Raw genomic sequence first — 16,402 nt, 5'->3', positions numbered from 1 at the left:
CGCGCGGGCGGCCCACCAGGCCGGGGCGCCGGACGCCGCCCTGCGCATGCTGTCCGTGGCGGAGGCGGGCCCGCTCGACCGGTACCGGCGCTCCCAGGTGGCGTTGCTGCGCGCCCGGATCGCCTTCACCGCGGAGCGGGGCGACGACGCCCTTCCGCTCCTGCTCACGGCCGCCCGGCAGCTCGCACCGCATGACGTGCCACTGGCCCGCGACACCTACCTGGAGGCGATCGGCGCGGCGATGTTCGCCACACCGAGCGCCGCGGGCGACGGTCAGCTCGCGGCGGCCGCGGCCGCGCGCGCGGGGCCTTCGGCGGCCCAGCCACCGCGCCCGGGCGATCTGCTGCTGGACGGCATCACCACGCTGATCATCGAGGGGCACGCCGCCGGGGTGAGGAGGCTGCGACCGGTGTTGCAGGCCTTCCGCGGGTCGGCCGCCGTTGAGGACGAGGTGGCCGACGCGGACGACGGGCCGCGCTGGTTCTGGCTGGTCACCGCCATGGCCGCGAGCCTCTGGGACTACGACTCCTGCGTCCTGCTGGCCGACCGGCACGTCCGGGTCGCCCGGCGGACCGGCCGGCTCACCGCGCTCCCCCTCGCCCTCACCGGGCGCCTCACCGCGCACGTCCTCGCGGGCGAGCTGAGTACCGCCGCGCCGATGGTCGAGGAGGTGCGGACGGTATCCGCGGCGGCCGGGGTCCCGTACCCGCCCTACGGGGCCCTGCTGGTCGCCGCCTGGCGGGGCCGGGAGGCCGAGTGCGCCGCGCTGACGAGCACCGCCGTCGCGGAGGCGGCGCGCCGGGGCGAGAGGGGCCCGCTGGTCGTCGGCGGCTGGGCGACGGCCCTGCTCCGCAACAGCCTGGGCCGGTACGGGGACGCGCTGGCCGCGCTGGCCGATGTCGTCGACCACGGCCGGCGGGACGTGGGCGCCGTCGCGGTGTGGGCACTGGTGGAGTACGTCGAGGCCGCGGCCCGCAGCGGCGATGTGGCCCGCGCCGCCGAGGTGCTGCGGCGGCTGAGCGAGCGGACCCGGCCGAGCGGTACCGACTGGGCGCTGGGCGTGGAGGCGCGCTCACGGGCGCTGCTGAGCGGCGGCGCGACCGCCGAGGAGCTCTACCGTGAGGCCGTCGACCGGCTCGGGCGCAGCGCGGTCCGCGGGGAGCTGGCCCGGGCCCGGCTGCTCTACGGCGAGTGGCTCCGCCGTGAGCGCCGGCCGCGGGACGCCCGCGCGCAGCTGCGTACCGCCCACGAGTCGTTCACCGCGATGGGCATGGACGCCTTCGCCCGGCGGGCCGCGCGCGAACTCCTGGCCACCGGCGAACAGGTGCGCAAACGCACCGTCGGCGCCGCCGGGGAACTCACCGCGCAGGAGGCCCGGATCGTCCGGCTGGTCCGTGAGGGCCTGACCAACCCGGAGATCGGGGCCCGGATCTTCATCAGCCCGCGCACCGTCGAGTGGCACCTGCGCAACATCTTCGGCAAGCTCGCCGTCACCTCGCGCAGGCAGCTCCAGCGTGCCGACCCCGGTACCCGGGTCTGACCTCGCCCCTCCCCGTGGCCGGGCCCCGCCCCAGGGACCCACCCCGTGGCACACCCGGGTACGACCGGCATCCGGTCCGGCGACAGTCGTCGATGTCCGAGCTCGTGCCGGCAGGGCCGCGGCAAGCGGCGAACAGAGGGAGACCCCGCATGGGTGAGCACGTCCTGGAGCCGGCCGCGCGGCAGTTCGCGGACGCCACCGCGACGCCGCCGTTCCTCCACGAGCTGGGGCCCGAGGGGGCCAGGAAGGTCCTCGACGACATCCAGGCCGCGTCGGTGCCCGTACCGGACGTCGACGAGGAGTGGATCACCGTGCCGGCCGGGTCCGGTGACGTGCGGGTGCGGGTCGTCAGGCCGGCCGGGGTGGCCGGGACGCTGCCGGCCGTCCTGTACGTGCACGGCGGCGGCTGGGTGCTGGGCAACGCCGCCACCCACGACCGCCTCGTCCGCGAGCTGGCCGTGGGGGCGCGCGCCGCGCTCGTCTTCGTCGAGTACGACCGCTCGCCCGAGGCCCGCTACCCGGTCGCCCTCGAACAGGCGTACGCGACCGCCCGGTGGATCACCGCCGAGGGCGCCGGCGCGGGCCTCGACGCCTCCCGGCTGGCGGTGGCCGGCGACTCGGTCGGCGGCAACATGTCCGCCGCGCTGACGCTGCTGGCCAAACGGCGCGGCGACGTGCGGTTCACGCACCAGTCGCTGTACTACCCGGTCACCGACGCCGCCCAGGACACCGCCAGTTACCGCGAGTTCGCCGACGGACCGTACCTGACCGCCGCGGCCATGGCCTGGTTCTGGGACTGCTACACCACCGACCCCGCGCAGCGCGCCGAGATCACCGCCTCGCCGCTGCGGGCCTCCGTCGAGGAGCTGCGGGGCCTGCCGCCCGCGTTCGTGCTCGTCGACGAGAACGACGTGCTGCGCGACGAGGGCGAGGCCTACGCCCGCAAGCTCACCCTGGCCGGCGTGCCGACCACCGGCGTCCGTTACAACGGCGCCGTGCACGACTTCATGATGCTCCACCCGCTGCGCGACACCCGCGCCGCCCGCGCCGCCACCGCGCAGGCCGCCGAGGTGCTGAGGACCGCCCTGGCCGCAGGGGAAGCAGGCAGGTAAGGGAGGCACCCGTCATGCCCGACAACCACGACCACGCACGCTCGGAGGCCTGGAAGAACGCGGTCACCGTGCTGCAGGAGGCCACCCCGCCCGCCGTACCGGAGGGCGCGCACGCGATGACCGTCCACGTCGAGTTCCCGCCCGGCGACCCGGGCACCCCGCCGCACCGCCACTCCGGGCCGGCCTTCGGCTACGTACTGGAGGGCGAGATGCGCTTCGAACTGGAGGGCGAGCCGGTACGGATCGTCCGCGCCGGGGAGACGTTCTGGGAACCCGGCGGGGACGTCATCCACTACCAGGACGGCAACCACCGCACCGACACCCGGCTCCGTTTCCTCGTCACCATGTTCTGCGCGCCCGGTCAGCCCATGCTGGTCCTGGTCGACGACGACGAGCTGAAGCGGCGTGCGCACCTGCGCGCACCCCGGACCTCCTGACCTGCCACCGGGACGCGACACCTGAGTCCCCGGACCCGATGGCCCCCGAGAAGTTCGAGACCCAGGAGTGTGCGGCGTGAAGACCGTGGTGATCGGAGGCACCGGCCTCATCGGCGGCAAGGTGGTCGGCAGGCTGCGCGAGCGTGGGCACGAGGCGGTGCCCGCCGCGCCCGGTACGGGCGTCGACACCCTCACCGGCGAGGGCCTGGCCGCCGTGCTCGACGGGGCCCGGGCCGTCGTGGACGTGGCCAACTCGCCCTCCTTCGAGGACAAGGCGGTGCTGGACTTCTTCACCGTCTCCACCCGCAACCTGCTGGCCGCCGAGGCCGCGGCGGGCGTGACGCACCACGTGGCCCTGTCGATCGTGGGCCTGGAGAACGAGCCCGACAACGGCTACTTCCGGGCCAAGCTGGCCCAGGAGCAGCTGGTCAAGCGGAGCTCGATCCCCTATTCGATCGTCCGGGCCACGCAGTTCTTCGAGTTCGCCAAGGGCATCGCCGACGCCGCCACCGAGGGCACCACCGTGCGGGTGCCGCCCGTGCTCCTCCAGCCCGTCGCGGCCGACGACGTCGCCGAAGCGGTCTGTGCGGCAGCCGTGGCGGGGCCGTCGAAGAGCACCACCGAGGTGGCCGGGCCCGAGCGGTTCCGCTTCGACGAGTTCATCGCCGAGGCGCTGCGCGCGTGGCACGACGCGCGCACGGTCGTGGCCGATCCGGGCGCACGCTACTTCGGGTCCGTACCGACCGAGCGCAGCCTCGTCCCCGACGAAGGCCGCGCCCACCTGGCCGGGACCCGCTTCGAGGACTGGCTGCGCCGCACCGTCTGAGCCACCCGGGACGGAGGTGCTCAGCCCGTGGTCCGCTCCACGGGGATCCACAGTTCCGCCTCGGCCTCCGTGCCGTCGGCGGAGACCCGGGCCCGCAGGATCTCCGGGCCCGGCCGGCTGCGGTACGGGTTGGACGGGAACCACTGGGTGAAGACGTCCCGCCACAGGTACTGGATCGTCTCCGGGAAGCGGCCCGAGCTCTCGAAGACCGCCCACGAGCCCGCGGGCGCCGTGATGCTGTCCATGTCCTCGGGCACGTCCGCCCCGGTCACCACCCCCTGGTAGTAGTCGAGTCCGGTGCCCTCCGCGCGGCTCTCGTCCAGGTCGGCGCTGACGCTGACGAGACCGCGCGGCTCCTGGTCCGAGAGGGCCTCGATCCGGCGCAGGGTGTCCTGGCCGAGGCTCCGTACGAACTCGGTGATCGCCGGGTTCAGCCCCTCGTGGACGAGGGGCACGCGCGCCTTCCTCCCCACCACCCGCGCCTCCTGCTTCTCCACGATCCGGTACCGCATGTCCGTGCTCCCTTCGACGACGAGGCGGAAGGACATCCGGGGCTGGGAGCGCAGCGTCGCTCCGCCGCGCCGTGCCTCGCCGGGGCCGACGCCGTGCACGGCGCGGAACGCGCGGGCGAACGCCTCGCCCGAGCCGTAGCCGTACCGCACGGCGATCTCCAGCAGCGTCCGCCGCCCGTCGAGCACCTCCGCGCCGGCGACCGTCAGCCGCCGCCGTCGGACGTACTCGGACAGCGGTATGCCGGCCAGCGCGGAGAACAGCCGCCGGAAGTGGTACTCCGAGGTGACGGCGGTCCGCGCGAGCTCGGCCACGTCGACGGTCCCGTCGAGGTGCCGCTCGATGTGTTCCATGGCCTGGTTCAGCCGCTCCAGCACCGGCTTCTCCTTCCTTTTACGTGCACCACGCTAGGGAGGGACCACCCTGCCGGACCCGACATCCTGTGCCCGCCCCGATCGGGTGCCGACGGGGCCCGGACCGGGGTCCCCTCAGGAACACACAGAGTCCGACGGCGTTATTGCTCCGATTGTGTGCGGGTCCTAGGGTGATGCTGCCTCGGGGACGGGTGTTTCCCGTGCGACCCGTGTGACCCGTGCCTCCGGGCTGTGAGTTCCGTACGTCGTCGACCGCGCGAACTGCCGAGGAAGGCCGAGTTCATGTCGCACCCGCACGCTTCGCACCCGCACCCGCACGACTCACCGGTGTCCCCCGCGTACCCCGCCGCCGCACCGCGGCCGCCCGTCAGCCGCCGTCGGCTCCTGGAGGGCGGAGTCGCCCTCCTCGGCGCCCTCTCCCTGTCCGCCTCGCCCCTCGCGGCGTACGCGGCGGGACGTCCCGGAACGACGGCCGCCGACGGGACCGCGCCGCCCGAGTGGAACGACGGCTTCGCCGTCTTCCAGGTCGGGACCGAGCCGCCCCACGCCACGCTCATGCCGTACGAGACCGTCCAGCAGGCCCTCACCGGAGACCGGACGCGCTCGCCCTACCGCCTGAGCCTCGACGGGAAGTGGAGGTTCGCCCACACCGACCGGCCCGCCGACCGGGACGAGGACTTCCACCGCACCGACCTGGACGACTCGGGATGGGACACGATCCCGGTGCCCTCCGCCTGGCAGCTGCACGGCCACGACTTCCCGATCTACATCAACATCACCTACCCGTGGTGGGGCCCCAACGGCCTCGGGGAGGACGCGCGGCCGCCGGCCGCGCCGACCCGGTACAACCCCGTGGGCCAGTACAGACGGACCTTCACGGTGCCGAAGGGGTGGTCGGGGCGGCGGACCTTCCTGCACTTCGAGGGCGTGAAGTCGGCCCACTACGTGTGGATCAACGGGCAGCTGGCGGGCTACCACGAGGACTCGTACACCCCCGCGGAGTACGACATCACCCCGTACCTGAAGCCCGGCACCAACCAGATCGCGGTGGAGGTGTACCGGTACTCCGACGGCGACTGGCTCGAGGACCAGGACATGATCCGGCTGAGCGGGATCTTCCGGTCCGTCTACCTGTACTCGACCCCCACCGTCCACCTGCGCGACTTCAGGCTGGACACCCCGCTGGGCGACGGCTACCGATCCGCCGAGCTGGCGGTCACCGCGAGCGTGCGCGCCTACGACGGGACCCGGACCGGCCGGTACGCCGTCGAGACGCAGCTCTACGACGCGCGCGGGCACGCCGTCTGGCCGCGGCCGCTGCGGCAGGACGCCGACCTCGCCTCCGCGCCGGCCGGCGAGGACGTGACCGTACGGGCCTCCCGGGCGGTGCCCGCGCCCCGGCTGTGGTCGGCCGAGGACCCGTACCTCTACACCGCGGTGCTGCGGTTGCGCGATCCGGCGGGGAAGGTGGTCGAGACGGTCTCGCACCGGGTGGGCCTGCGCGAGTTCGCGCTGAAGGACGGGCTGATGCGCATCAACGGCCAGCCCGTCTCCCTCCGCGGCACCAACCGCCACGAGATGCACCCCGACCGCGGCACCGCCCTCACGCGCGCGGACATGGTCAAGGACATCGAGATCGTCAAGCGGCTCAACATGAACAGCGTCCGCACCTCGCACTACCCGAACAACCCGCTCTGGTACGAGCTCGCCGACGAGTACGGTCTCTACCTCGTCGACGAGACGAACCTCGAGACCCACGGCGTCCGCGACGAGTACCCGGGGAACCACCCGGAGTGGAGCGCGGCCTGTGTGGCCCGCGCCCGGAACATGGTCCACCGCGACAAGAACCACGCCTCGGTCGTCATCTGGTCGCTCGGCAACGAGGCCGGCACCGGCAGCACGTTCACCGCCATGCACGACTGGATCCGCTCGTACGACGACACCCGCGTCATCCAGTACGAGGGCGACGACCGGCCGGGGATCAGCGACATCCGTTCGCGGATGTACGAGAGCCCGCAGCGCGTCGAGGAACGTGCGAAGGACACGTCCGACACCCGGCCCTACGTCATGATCGAGTACGCGCACTCGATGGGGAACTCGACCGGCAACCTCAAGAAGTACTGGGACGTCGTGCGCCGCCACGACGTGCTCCAGGGCGGCTGGATCTGGGACTTCGCCGACCAGTCCCTGACCACGCCCACCCCGGTCCGCACCCTGTTCACCGAGACGGGGCCCGCCCGGCTGCGCGGTGAGATCCAGAACGCGAGCGGCACCTTCGACCGCCGCGAGGGTCTGACCGGCGGCACCGTCTTCGCCCGCGACGAGGGCCTCGACCTCACCGGCTCCCTCACCCTCGAAGCCTGGATCACCCCGCACGTGACCGGCTTCCACCAGCCGGTCCTGGCCAAGGGCGACACCCAGTACGCCCTGAAGCAGACCGACCGGCAGCTGGAGTTCTTCCTGTACGGCGGCGGCCAGTGGGCCACCGCGAGCTGGGCGCTCCCCGACGACTGGACGGGGCGCGAGCACCACGTCGCGGGGGTGTACGACGCGGCGGCGGGCACCCTCACCCTCCACGTCGACGGCCGGGTCAGGGCCACGCGGACCGCCACCCGGGGGCCCGACGTCAACACCGCTCCCCTCTCGCTCGCCACCGACGTGGACAACCCGACCCGGGAGTTCAGCGGCACGATCCGGCGGGCGCGCGTGTACGCCCGCGCGCTGACCGCCGCCGAACTGGCTCCCGGGGCCGCCGACAGCCGCGGTCCCGACGGCGACGGCGTGCGGTTCTGGTTCGACGCGGCCACCGTGGAGGTCGACGAGAAGCGGCCCCGCGAGCGCTCCTTCTTCGCGTACGGCGGCGACTGGGGCGACAACCCCAACGACGGGGCCTTCGTGGCCGACGGCGTCGTCCTCGCCGACCGCGGCCTCACCGGCAAGGCCGCCGAGGTCAAGCAGGTCTACCAGGCGATCCACGCCGCCCCGGCCACCGCGGGCGGCACCCTCGGCGCCACGTCGAGGACGGTCACCCTCACCAACGAGCACCTCTTCACCAACCTGCGCGCGTTCGACGGGCGCTGGTCGCTCCTCGCCGACGGCGAGGTGGTGCGGCGCGGCACGCTGACCCGCGCCCAGCTGGACGTGGACCCGCTGTCCGCCAAGGAGATCACCGTCCCGTACCGGCTGCCGGCCCGCTCCGCGCCGGGCACCGAGTACTTCCTGGTGCTCTCCTTCACCACCAAGGAGGCCACCCAGTGGGCGAAGGCCGGCTTCGAGGTGGCCCGGCAGCAGCTCGCCGTGGACGCGGGCGGCCCGCCCGTGACCCCCGTACCGCTCGGTGAGGTCCCGGCGCTGCGGTACGCGGACGGCGACGCTTCCGTCACCGTCACGGGCCGGGACTTCTCCGTCACCGTCGACAGGGCGAGCGGCGTCATCACCTCGTACGAGGTCGGGGGCGCCCGGCTGATCACCGCGGGGCCGGTGCCGAACTACTGGCGCGCGCCGGTCGACAACGACCGCGGCAACGGCCAGCACACCCGCAACCAGACCTGGCGCGACGCGGGCGCCCGCCGCGAGGTGACGGACGTGCGGGTGCGCGCCCTGCGCGACCGGGCCGTCGAGATCCGCGTCGCCGGCACCCTGCCCACCACCGTCCCCTCCTCGTACACCACCACCTGCACGGTCTTCGGCAACGGCGAGATCAAGGTCGAGCACACGCTGGACCCGGGCGCGGCGAGCCTGCCGTACCTCCCGGAGGTGGGCACCCTGCTGTTCCTGCCGGGCCGCCTCGACCGCCTGCGCTGGTACGGGCGCGGCCCCGAGGAGAACTACTGGGACCGCAACACCGGCACCGACGTGGGCGTGTACTCCGGGACCGTCGCCGGGCAGTGGACCCCGTACATCCGCCCGCAGGAGAACGGCAACAGGACCGACGTGCGCTGGATCGCGCTGACCGGGCGGGACGGCACGGGGCTGCTCGTCTCCGGTGACGTGCTCTCCGACGCGCCGCTGCTGGAGGTCAACGCCTCGCACCTCACCCCGGAGGACCTGTCGACGGGGGTGCGGCACGACTACCAGCTGGACCCCCGCGAGGAGGTCGTCCTGCGGGTCAACCACCGGCAGATGGGCGTGGGCGGCGACAACAGCTGGGGCGCGCACACCCACGACGAGTTCAAGCTGCCCGCGAGCCGCACTTACGCGTACGGCTACCGGTTGCGGCCGCTGACCGGCGTGGACGGGGCGATGGCGGAGTCACGGCGGCCCACGGCGACGGAGTGACGCGGGGCGACCACCGCGACCACCGCGACCGGGCCCGGGGGACGGTACGACAGACCGCCGTCCCCCGGGGTAACCGGCTGCCATGGGAACTGACATCCGGGTCGGAGCGTGTTCGTGGACCGACCGTGAACTGGTGGGCAGCGGCTGGTACCCGCGCGGTATGCGGGACGCCGAGGGGCGGCTGCGGTACTACGCGTCCCGGTTCCCCCTGGTGGAGGTGGACTCCTCGTACTACGCGTTGCCCAGCCGCCGCAACAGCCTGCTGTGGGTGGAGCGGACGCCCCCCGGCTTCCGCTTCGACGTCAAGGCGTTCTCCCTGCTGACGGGGCATCCCACGCGCGCGCAGGCGCTCCCCGCCGACCTGCGGTCGCGCCTCGGCGAGGGGGACCTCGCCGCCCTGCGGCGCGGGCGCGCCGGGGCCGCGCTGCTGGACGAGGTGGGGGAGCGGTTCGCGGCGGCCGTCGAACCGCTCCGGGAGGCCGGGCGGCTCGGCGCCGTGCTGTTCCAGTTCCCGCCGTGGTTCGCGCCCGGCCCGGGGGCCGAGGAGACGCTCCAGGAGTGCGCCGCGCGGACGTCCGGCCTGCCCCTCTCCGTGGAGTTCCGGCACCCCGGGTGGTGGGCCGCCGAACAGTACGACGCCACCTGCGCGTTGCTCTCCGGTCTCGGCGTGAGTGCCGTGGGCGTGGACGTGGTCCAGGGGCTGTCCGGCTCCCTCCCGCCGCTGGTGCCCGTCACCCGCTCCGCCCTCGCCGTCGTACGGTTCCACGGCCGGAGCGCCGCGTGGGGGACCGGGAGCAAGGAGGACCGTTTCCGCCACGCGTACACCCCGTCCGAACTCGGGGCGTGGGTGCCGCGGTTGCGGCGCGCGGCCGAGCAGGCCGACGAACTGCACGTGCTCTTCAACAACTGCTGCGGGGACGCCGCCGTACGCGCCGCCGAGGCCATGCGCCGGCTGCTCGTCCCCGCACCGGCCGCTCACTGACCGACCCGTACGTCCTTCTCCACCGTCACCTGGTCGATGTCCGTCGTCCGCACCGTGATCTTCATGGTCCAGGTGCCGGGCAGCGGGAGGCGGAGGTCCTCCGTCCCCCAGTAGCCGCCCTTGTTCTCCAGCCGGGCGTCGATCGGGCCGACGTCCTGGGCGCGCAGCGTGAAGGTGAGGCGGACCTCCGGGACGGTCGAGATGCCGCCGTCGGGGCCGAAGACCACGGCCTGCACTGTGTTGGGGCCGACGCGTCCGGGCCCGAGGTCGATCTGCACCTTGCCGTGTCCGTTCGGCGTACCGACGTCGAAGGGGACGAGGCTGCTGGAGGCTGTGGACCCGCCGGGCGCCGCGGCCCCGGACGCCCCGTTCGCCGCGGCGGACTCGGCCTCCGCCCGGCCGGGCAGCGTGCTGGTGAGCACGGTGGTGAAGACGAGGACGACGACGGCGACCGCGCACTCCGCGAGGACGGACCGGCGCAGGGCGCCCCGGTGACGGTCGTCCGCGCCCTCCCCCGCCGCCGCCAGCCACCGCGCGGTCCACCGCCGGGAGAAGCCCGCGGCCACCAGGAGCAGCAGCACCGCACCGCACTTGGCCAGCAGCAGCTTTCCGTACGTCGTCGCCGTGAACGCGTGCCAGGAGCCGAGGCCCCGCCACGACTGGTAGACGCCGGTGACGACCAGCACGGTCACCGCGCCGAGGGCGAGCCGGGAGAAGCGGGCGACTGCGGTGGCGGTGAGCGCGCCGGGGGCGCGGTGGAGGACGGTGAGCAGGGCCGTGAGTCCGCCCAGCCAGACCGCCATGGCGAGCAGGTGCAGCACGGACGAGGTCATGGCCGCGGGGACCTGGATGCCGGCGGAGGCGTGCTCGGCGGCGGCCCAGGTGAGGGCCAGCCCGACGGAGAGCGCGATGCCGCCGACGCGTGTCCCCCGCTCTCGCCCGCCCGCCGCACCGGACCGGCGGACGAGGAGGTACGCCCCCGCCAGCAGCCCCAGCCGGGCGAGCAGCGCGAGGCCCGGCCTGCTCGTCGCCGTCTGCGCCAGTACGGCGGGGTCGAGGGCGTCCGCGGGGCCGGAGCCCCGCTCGTACGGGCCGCGCAGCAGGAGCAGGAGCACCGTGGCGGCGGTCAGCGCCCACCAGCCGGCCGTCACCAGCCCACGGAGCGGCGCGGTGGGGGCGCCGGTCACCGCCCTGAGGACGAACACGCCGATGAGGAGCGCCAGTCCGCCGTACGCGGCGTAGCGGGCCAGGTTGTGCAGTGAGGCGGTGGCCGGGTCCTCCGTGGGGGCGGTGGGCGGGGCCTTGGTCGCGGAGGGCGCGCCCACCGAGAAGAGCAGGGCGCCCGAGACGGGATGGCTGTCCGCGGAGACGACCCGCCAGGCGATCGTGTACGTGCCCCGGGCGAGACCGGCGGGCAGGGTCGCGCGCACCGTCTCGGAGCGGCCGTCCGCGCGCCCCGCCTCCCCCGTGCGCACGGGCCGGTTGTCCGGGTCGAAGACGCGCAGGGAGTCGTCGAGGAGGCTGACCGACTCGGTGAAGGTGAGGGTGACGTGCCGGGGCGCCGTCTTCAGGACGGTGCCGTCCGGGGGGTCGCTCCCCTTGAGCGCGGCGTGCGCGGACGCCGGTGCCGAGCCGCCGAGGAGCAGCAGGACCAGTACGGCGCCCAGCAGCACCAGGCGCTCGGCCCCACGTCGTCCGCTCCTGCGCCCCTCACGCCCCTCACGCCCGTCGTCCCTCGGTCGGCCCACGTTCGCGTCTCCGGATCCGTGCCTGCACCTGTACCCCTACCTGGTTCCGGAACAGGTACGGACGCGACGCCGGTGCCGTTCACCCCGGCGGTGGGGGTTTCACCAGGTGGGCCGTGCGGGGACCGCTTACCCGCCGCTCATGTCACGGCCGGGTCAGTCCGGCGATCAGGTCCGCTTCGGCCGGGTACCGCGCGCTCAGCCCGTCCGCGTCCCCGTGCTCGTAGCCGCCGGGGGTGAAGCCGGGCGCCATCGTGCAGCCGAAGAGCGTCCACGCGCCGCCCGCGACGACCCGCGCGCCCATCCAGGTGCCGGCGTCCACGGTGAGCTGCACGGACTGGCCGCCGAGCACGTCCGGCCCGAGCACGGCCGTGCGGGACGAGCCGTCGGGCGCGAGCAGCAGCATCTCCAGCGGGTCGCCGAGGTAGTGGTGCCACACCTCGTCCGTGGGCAGCCGGTGCAGCGCGGAGAAGTCGTCCGGCGCACCGGTGAGGAGGGCGACGATCGCGGTGCCCTCCGGCCGGCCGTCGGGGCGCTCGGGTCCGGCCCACGTCTGCCGGAAGAGGCCGCCCTCGCGGGGGATCGGCTCCAGCCCGAAGTGGGCGACGAGCTCGTCGGGGGTCACCCGGTCACGGTATCGGTCTCCCGTCGCCCGAACGCCTTCTCCCTGGTGAGGAAGGCGAGTTGCGCGTGCTTCTCCGGCAGGTACACGTCCGGCAGGTCGACCTCGGGCAGGACGACGGCCGGTCCGGCCTCGAAGCCCTGCCGCAGGAAGCGGGCGACGGCCTTCTCGTTGCGCGCGTCCGGGTCGACGACGACGCGCCGCCGGTCCAGGACGGCCAAAACGTACGTCGTGAAGGCGGACAGGAGGGCGGCCGACCAGCCGGGCCGCCCGCCCGCCGCGCCGGACGGCGCGAGCAGCACGTGGACGCCGATGTCACCGGGCCGTACCTCGTAGCACTCGCCCACCCGGTCGGCCGCCGGCTCGTACGTCTGGAGGAGCGCGACCGGTTCGCCGTCCCGCAGCGCGAGGAGGGCGTGGTGGGTGTCGAGCGTGTCCATGTGCGCGTAGACGTCCCGGACCTGCTCCTCCGTCAGCCCGTTCATGCCCCAGAAGGACGCGCGCTCCTCGCTCACCCAGCGGTGCACCACGTCGCTGTCGGCCGCCGGGTCGAGCGGCAGCAGGCGGACGGTGCCGAAGCCGTCGACCACCTGCTCGTGGACGGCCCCGCGGGCGGCGTACGGGTCGGGGAGCGCGGTGGGTTCAGAGGTCGTGGTCATGCTTCTCCTCGGTCAGCAGGTCCCAGTCGGTGACGACCGGGACGAGGTGCCCCTCCAGCCACAGGGGGAGCTGGTCACGGTGGTGGGCGGAGCCCGGGACGCCCGAGGCGCCGAACGGCACCACCCACAGGCTGTCCTCGCGGCGGGCCAGGTCCCAGACGAACCGGGCGGCGGGCCCGCGCGCGCTCAGATCGGTGACGCCGGGCACGGTGGAGGTGCACAGCACGCAGTCGTGGTCGCCGGAGAGTCCTGGTTCATCGGCGGGTGTGCCGGGGGCGGCGTACGCCGTGCCGTCGAGCGCGCGCCAGGCGGCGAGGCGGTGCGTGTCGCCCCACGGGCCGGACCCGGTACCCGCCGCGGCCAGTTCCTCGGCCGCCTCCCGCACGAGCGCGGCGCGGTCGATGCCGTACAGCTCCTCGGCCCTGAGCAGGTGTTCGAGGGCGTACCCGACGCGGACGGTGAGGGACAGCCAGGGGAGGAAGACCTCCGGGTACGCCGGCGGGGTGGCCAGCGCGGCGAAGGGGGGCGCGGCGGCCAGCCGCCGGACGACGGCGCCGCGCAGCGCCGCGTACAGCGCCGCCCCGGTGCTGCCGGCCTCCATCCGGCGGTCCCAGCGCAGCAGCCGGCCGCGCAGCGCGTCGGCCGCCGGGCTCAGTCCGTCCAGCGAGGCCAGCCGGTCCAGCAGGGGGCCGGCGGAGGCCAGGAGGGTGTCCATGTGGAGGGCGGGCATGTCGGCGGCCGTCCAGACGGGACCGGGCCTCTCGCGCAGCAGCTCCCGGATGCGGTGGGCGCGGTGCGGCGGGGCGAACTCGACGCCCAAGGGGGACGCCGGGCCGCGCTGGTTCGCCATGACCGCGACGCCGCCGTCGACGGTGCCGCGGGGTGTCTCGTGCCAGCCGCGCCATTCGTGGCCGGGTTCCCAGGCAGGGACGACGCGCACGCTGTTGTCCGGGTGGCGGAGCGGGACCCGGCCCGCCACCCGGTGCAGCAGCCCGCCCTCGGTGTCGGCGGCCTGGACGACGTTCACGGGCTCGGCCCACCGGTCGAACGCCCGGTCGATGTCGGCGACCCGGCGGGCGCGCAGCAGCGGCAGCAGGGCGCCGAGACCGAGGTTCCCGGTGACGCGGGACGGACAGCGCAGGCTCACCGGCTCCAGGTCGCCGTCGTCGGGCCCGCCGATGACGACCGGTCCGCGCGCGGTCTCGACGACCTCGACCTCGACCGGCGCGCCCCCCTGCTGCCGCACTTCCGCGACCTCCACGGACTCGGTGTGCCGGGCCGCGGGCCGCCACCGCCCGTCCGGGTCGAGCGCCTCGACGCCGCCGGTGTCCGTGCGCCGCAGCCGTTCCCGGTACAGGTCCTGGTAGTCGGCCATGGCGTTGGTGATCGACCAGGCCACCGTGCCCGCGTGCCCGAAGTGCGCGATGCCGGGCATGCCCGGGACGGCGAGTCCGACGACGTCGAACTCGGGGCAGGCCAGCCGTATCTGCTGGTAGACGCCGGGATCCTCGATGAAGCGGTGCGGGTCGCCCGCGAGGACGGCCTGCCCGGAGGCGGTGCGCGCCCCGGCCACCAGCCAGCCGTTGCTGCCCGCGGTGCCCGGCCCGTCGGTGGCGAACAGCCCGACGGCGCCGGCGCCCAGGTGCCGTACGACCTCCTCGCGCCAGAGCTTGGCGGGGAACCCGGCGAACAGGACGTGGGTACCGAGCCAGACGCCGAGCGGGTGCCAGGGCTCCCAGTGGCCGGGGGCGAGCCCGGTCCTGGCGAACTCGGGTGCGCGGCGGGCCCCTTCGGCGAGCCCCGCGTTGACGCCACGGACGTACGACCGCACCCAGTCGGCCGTCTCCGGGTCGCCCTCCTCCAGCGCTCGCCAGCAGCGTCTCGCGGTGTCGTCGAGGCGCGCCCGGCGCGCGAAGACGTCCCAGGCCACGGACCCGGCGCCGAGGAAGGAGGCCGAGGTGCCCTGCGCGCGGTGGCGCTCCACCTCCAGTTGCCAGGCCCGGTCCAGGGCGGTGACGAGCCCCTGGGCGTGAGCGAGCGCGTGTGCGTCACCGGCGCGCAGATGCGGGATGCCCCACGCATCGCGGTGGATCTCGTTCCTCACCCTTGTCACCCCTGAGTCTTAAGTTAGGCTCACCTAAGTTGTCCGGCTGTGGCGGAATCGTACGTGAAGGGTGAGGACGCGATGGGGCAGGGGCGGCACGGCTGGGAGGGCGCGGTCCTGAAGCTGCTGCGCGCCAAGGACTTCGTCCTCACGGTGACGGGGGCGGAGGACGTCACTCCGCACTACCGCCGGCTGCACCTCACCGACGGCGGCATGCTCGCCGCGACCGGAGTGCACCCGACGATGTGGGTGCGGCTGTGGTTCGACGACGGGGGCAAGCCGCACCAGCGGGCGTACACGCTGGTCGACCCCGACCCGGCCGCGGGCACCTTCAGCCTGGAGTTCGCTCTGCACGAGGGACGCGCGAGCGACTGGGCGCGGAGCGCGCGGCCGGGTGACACCGTCGAGGCGACCGTCCACGGCACCGGCTTCACGGACCCCGACCCGGCGCCGTCCCACGTCCTGGCGATCGGCGACCCCGCCTCCCTGCCCGCCCTCAACTCCCTCCTCGGCGCCCTGCCCGACGCCCCGGCGACGGTCTGGTTCGAGACGACGGCCGGCACCGACGGCACGGACGGGACCGACGGCCTGCCCTTGCGCGTGGACCCGTCCCGCCACGACCTCCGCCCCGTCCCCCGCCTCGACCGGGGCGCCCACCTGGTGGCCCGGGTGCGGGCGGACGCGCCGGAACTGCTCGGCGGCGCCCCGGACCCGTACGTGTGGATCGCCTGCGACACGGCCACCACCCGGTCCCTGTCGGCGTACTTCCGCAAGGAACTGGCCCTGCCCAAGCAGCGGGTGAACGCGCTCGGGTACTGGCGCGCGGACTGACCTTCTCCGGCGCCGGACCAACAGGCCGCCCGTACACCTGCACGTCCGTACGCCCACACGGAGCAGACCCGTTGGGCCGAACGGGTGGTTCCCCGGGCCGACGGGACGAGTCGCGCGCCCGGGTGGGGGAGGTCACCTCCCATGAGCCCCCGCCCGCATGCCCAGCGCACCGTACGCCGGTGCGCCTGGCCGCGGGTGCTCGTCCTGCTCCTCGCCCTGTTCCTGCCGGTCGCCCACACCGGGGCCGGCACGGCACCCGCGTTCGCCGTCACCGCGGAGACGGCCGACCAGGATCTCCTGGAGCCCGCCCTCCGCGCCCCGGCCCGCCGGGCCCACCGCCCGGCGCCGTCGCCGCGGCCCGCCCCGCCCCCGCCCCCCCGCC

At 74.6% G+C, this 16,402-nt stretch carries 13 protein-coding genes; 8 read left to right on the top strand and 5 right to left on the bottom strand.

What is annotated here, in order from left to right:
* The 4 genes from UW392_RS37730 to UW392_RS37715 form a co-directional block, all read left to right on the top strand.
* The coding region (locus UW392_RS37730) for a LuxR C-terminal-related transcriptional regulator (protein WP_320779742.1) at window positions 1-1,540 on the top strand (1,540 nt) is incomplete at its 5' end.
* A gap of 149 nt (window positions 1,541-1,689) precedes the next feature.
* Window positions 1,690-2,652, top strand: coding sequence for an alpha/beta hydrolase (locus tag UW392_RS37725; protein ID WP_320779741.1), 963 nt, complete (start codon window positions 1,690-1,692; stop codon window positions 2,650-2,652).
* A gap of 14 nt (window positions 2,653-2,666) precedes the next feature.
* Window positions 2,667-3,089, top strand: coding sequence for a cupin domain-containing protein (locus tag UW392_RS37720; protein ID WP_320779740.1), 423 nt, complete (start codon window positions 2,667-2,669; stop codon window positions 3,087-3,089).
* Between the two features lie 76 nt (window positions 3,090-3,165).
* A complete protein-coding gene (locus tag UW392_RS37715; protein WP_320779739.1) occupies window positions 3,166-3,915 on the top strand; it encodes an SDR family oxidoreductase in 750 nt (249 codons plus the stop codon).
* Window positions 3,916-3,935: 20 nt separating this feature from the next.
* On the opposite strand, the gene UW392_RS37710 is transcribed toward UW392_RS37715, so the two are convergent.
* The gene (locus UW392_RS37710) at window positions 3,936-4,802 is read right to left on the bottom strand and encodes an AraC family transcriptional regulator (RefSeq protein ID WP_320779738.1); all 867 of its coding nucleotides are present in this window, start codon (window positions 4,800-4,802) and stop codon (window positions 3,936-3,938) included.
* 279 nt (window positions 4,803-5,081) lie between these two features.
* Between UW392_RS37710 and UW392_RS37705 the strand changes: the two genes are divergently transcribed.
* Window positions 5,082-9,077 (top strand): glycoside hydrolase family 2 TIM barrel-domain containing protein, encoded by a 3,996-nt coding sequence (locus UW392_RS37705; RefSeq protein ID WP_320779737.1) that lies wholly within the window; start codon window positions 5,082-5,084, stop codon window positions 9,075-9,077.
* An 82-nt stretch (window positions 9,078-9,159) separates the two neighbouring features.
* Window positions 9,160-10,059 (top strand): DUF72 domain-containing protein, encoded by a 900-nt coding sequence (locus UW392_RS37700; protein ID WP_320779736.1) that lies wholly within the window; start codon window positions 9,160-9,162, stop codon window positions 10,057-10,059.
* Here UW392_RS37700 and UW392_RS37695 read toward each other — a convergent pair.
* The 4 genes from UW392_RS37695 to UW392_RS37680 all read right to left on the bottom strand — a co-directional run bounded on the left by UW392_RS37695 (window position 10,053) and on the right by UW392_RS37680 (window position 15,189).
* A complete protein-coding gene (locus tag UW392_RS37695; RefSeq protein WP_320779744.1) occupies window positions 10,053-11,732 on the bottom strand; it encodes a copper resistance CopC/CopD family protein in 1,680 nt (559 codons plus the stop codon). The two genes, UW392_RS37700 and UW392_RS37695, sit on opposite strands and share 7 nt — an antisense overlap.
* A gap of 217 nt (window positions 11,733-11,949) precedes the next feature.
* Window positions 11,950-12,429: a cupin domain-containing protein gene (locus tag UW392_RS37690; RefSeq protein WP_320779735.1), complete on the bottom strand. Its 480-nt coding sequence runs from the start codon at window positions 12,427-12,429 to the stop codon at window positions 11,950-11,952.
* Window positions 12,426-13,085 carry a GNAT family N-acetyltransferase gene (locus tag UW392_RS37685; protein ID WP_320779734.1) on the bottom strand — a complete coding sequence of 220 codons (660 nt, stop codon included), beginning with the start codon at window positions 13,083-13,085 and terminating at the stop codon, window positions 12,426-12,428. Before UW392_RS37685 ends, UW392_RS37690 begins: the two co-directional genes overlap by 4 nt.
* Window positions 13,069-15,189 carry a penicillin acylase family protein gene (locus tag UW392_RS37680; RefSeq protein ID WP_320779733.1) on the bottom strand — a complete coding sequence of 707 codons (2,121 nt, stop codon included), beginning with the start codon at window positions 15,187-15,189 and terminating at the stop codon, window positions 13,069-13,071. The genes UW392_RS37685 and UW392_RS37680 overlap by 17 nt, the downstream gene beginning before the upstream one ends.
* An 81-nt stretch (window positions 15,190-15,270) precedes the next feature.
* Between UW392_RS37680 and UW392_RS37675 the strand changes: the two genes are divergently transcribed.
* Together UW392_RS37675 and UW392_RS37670 are read left to right on the top strand one after the other, a co-directional pair.
* Window positions 15,271-16,020, top strand: coding sequence for a siderophore-interacting protein (locus tag UW392_RS37675; RefSeq protein ID WP_320779743.1), 750 nt, complete (start codon window positions 15,271-15,273; stop codon window positions 16,018-16,020).
* A 141-nt stretch (window positions 16,021-16,161) separates the two neighbouring features.
* On the top strand, window positions 16,162-16,402 hold a 241-nt coding region (locus UW392_RS37670; RefSeq protein ID WP_320779732.1), incomplete at its 3' end, for a hypothetical protein.

Source organism: Streptomyces sp. CRN 30 (assembly GCF_034105845.1).
The sequence above is the reverse complement of the archived record's forward strand: the minus strand, read 5'-3'. Positions and strand labels throughout refer to the sequence as shown.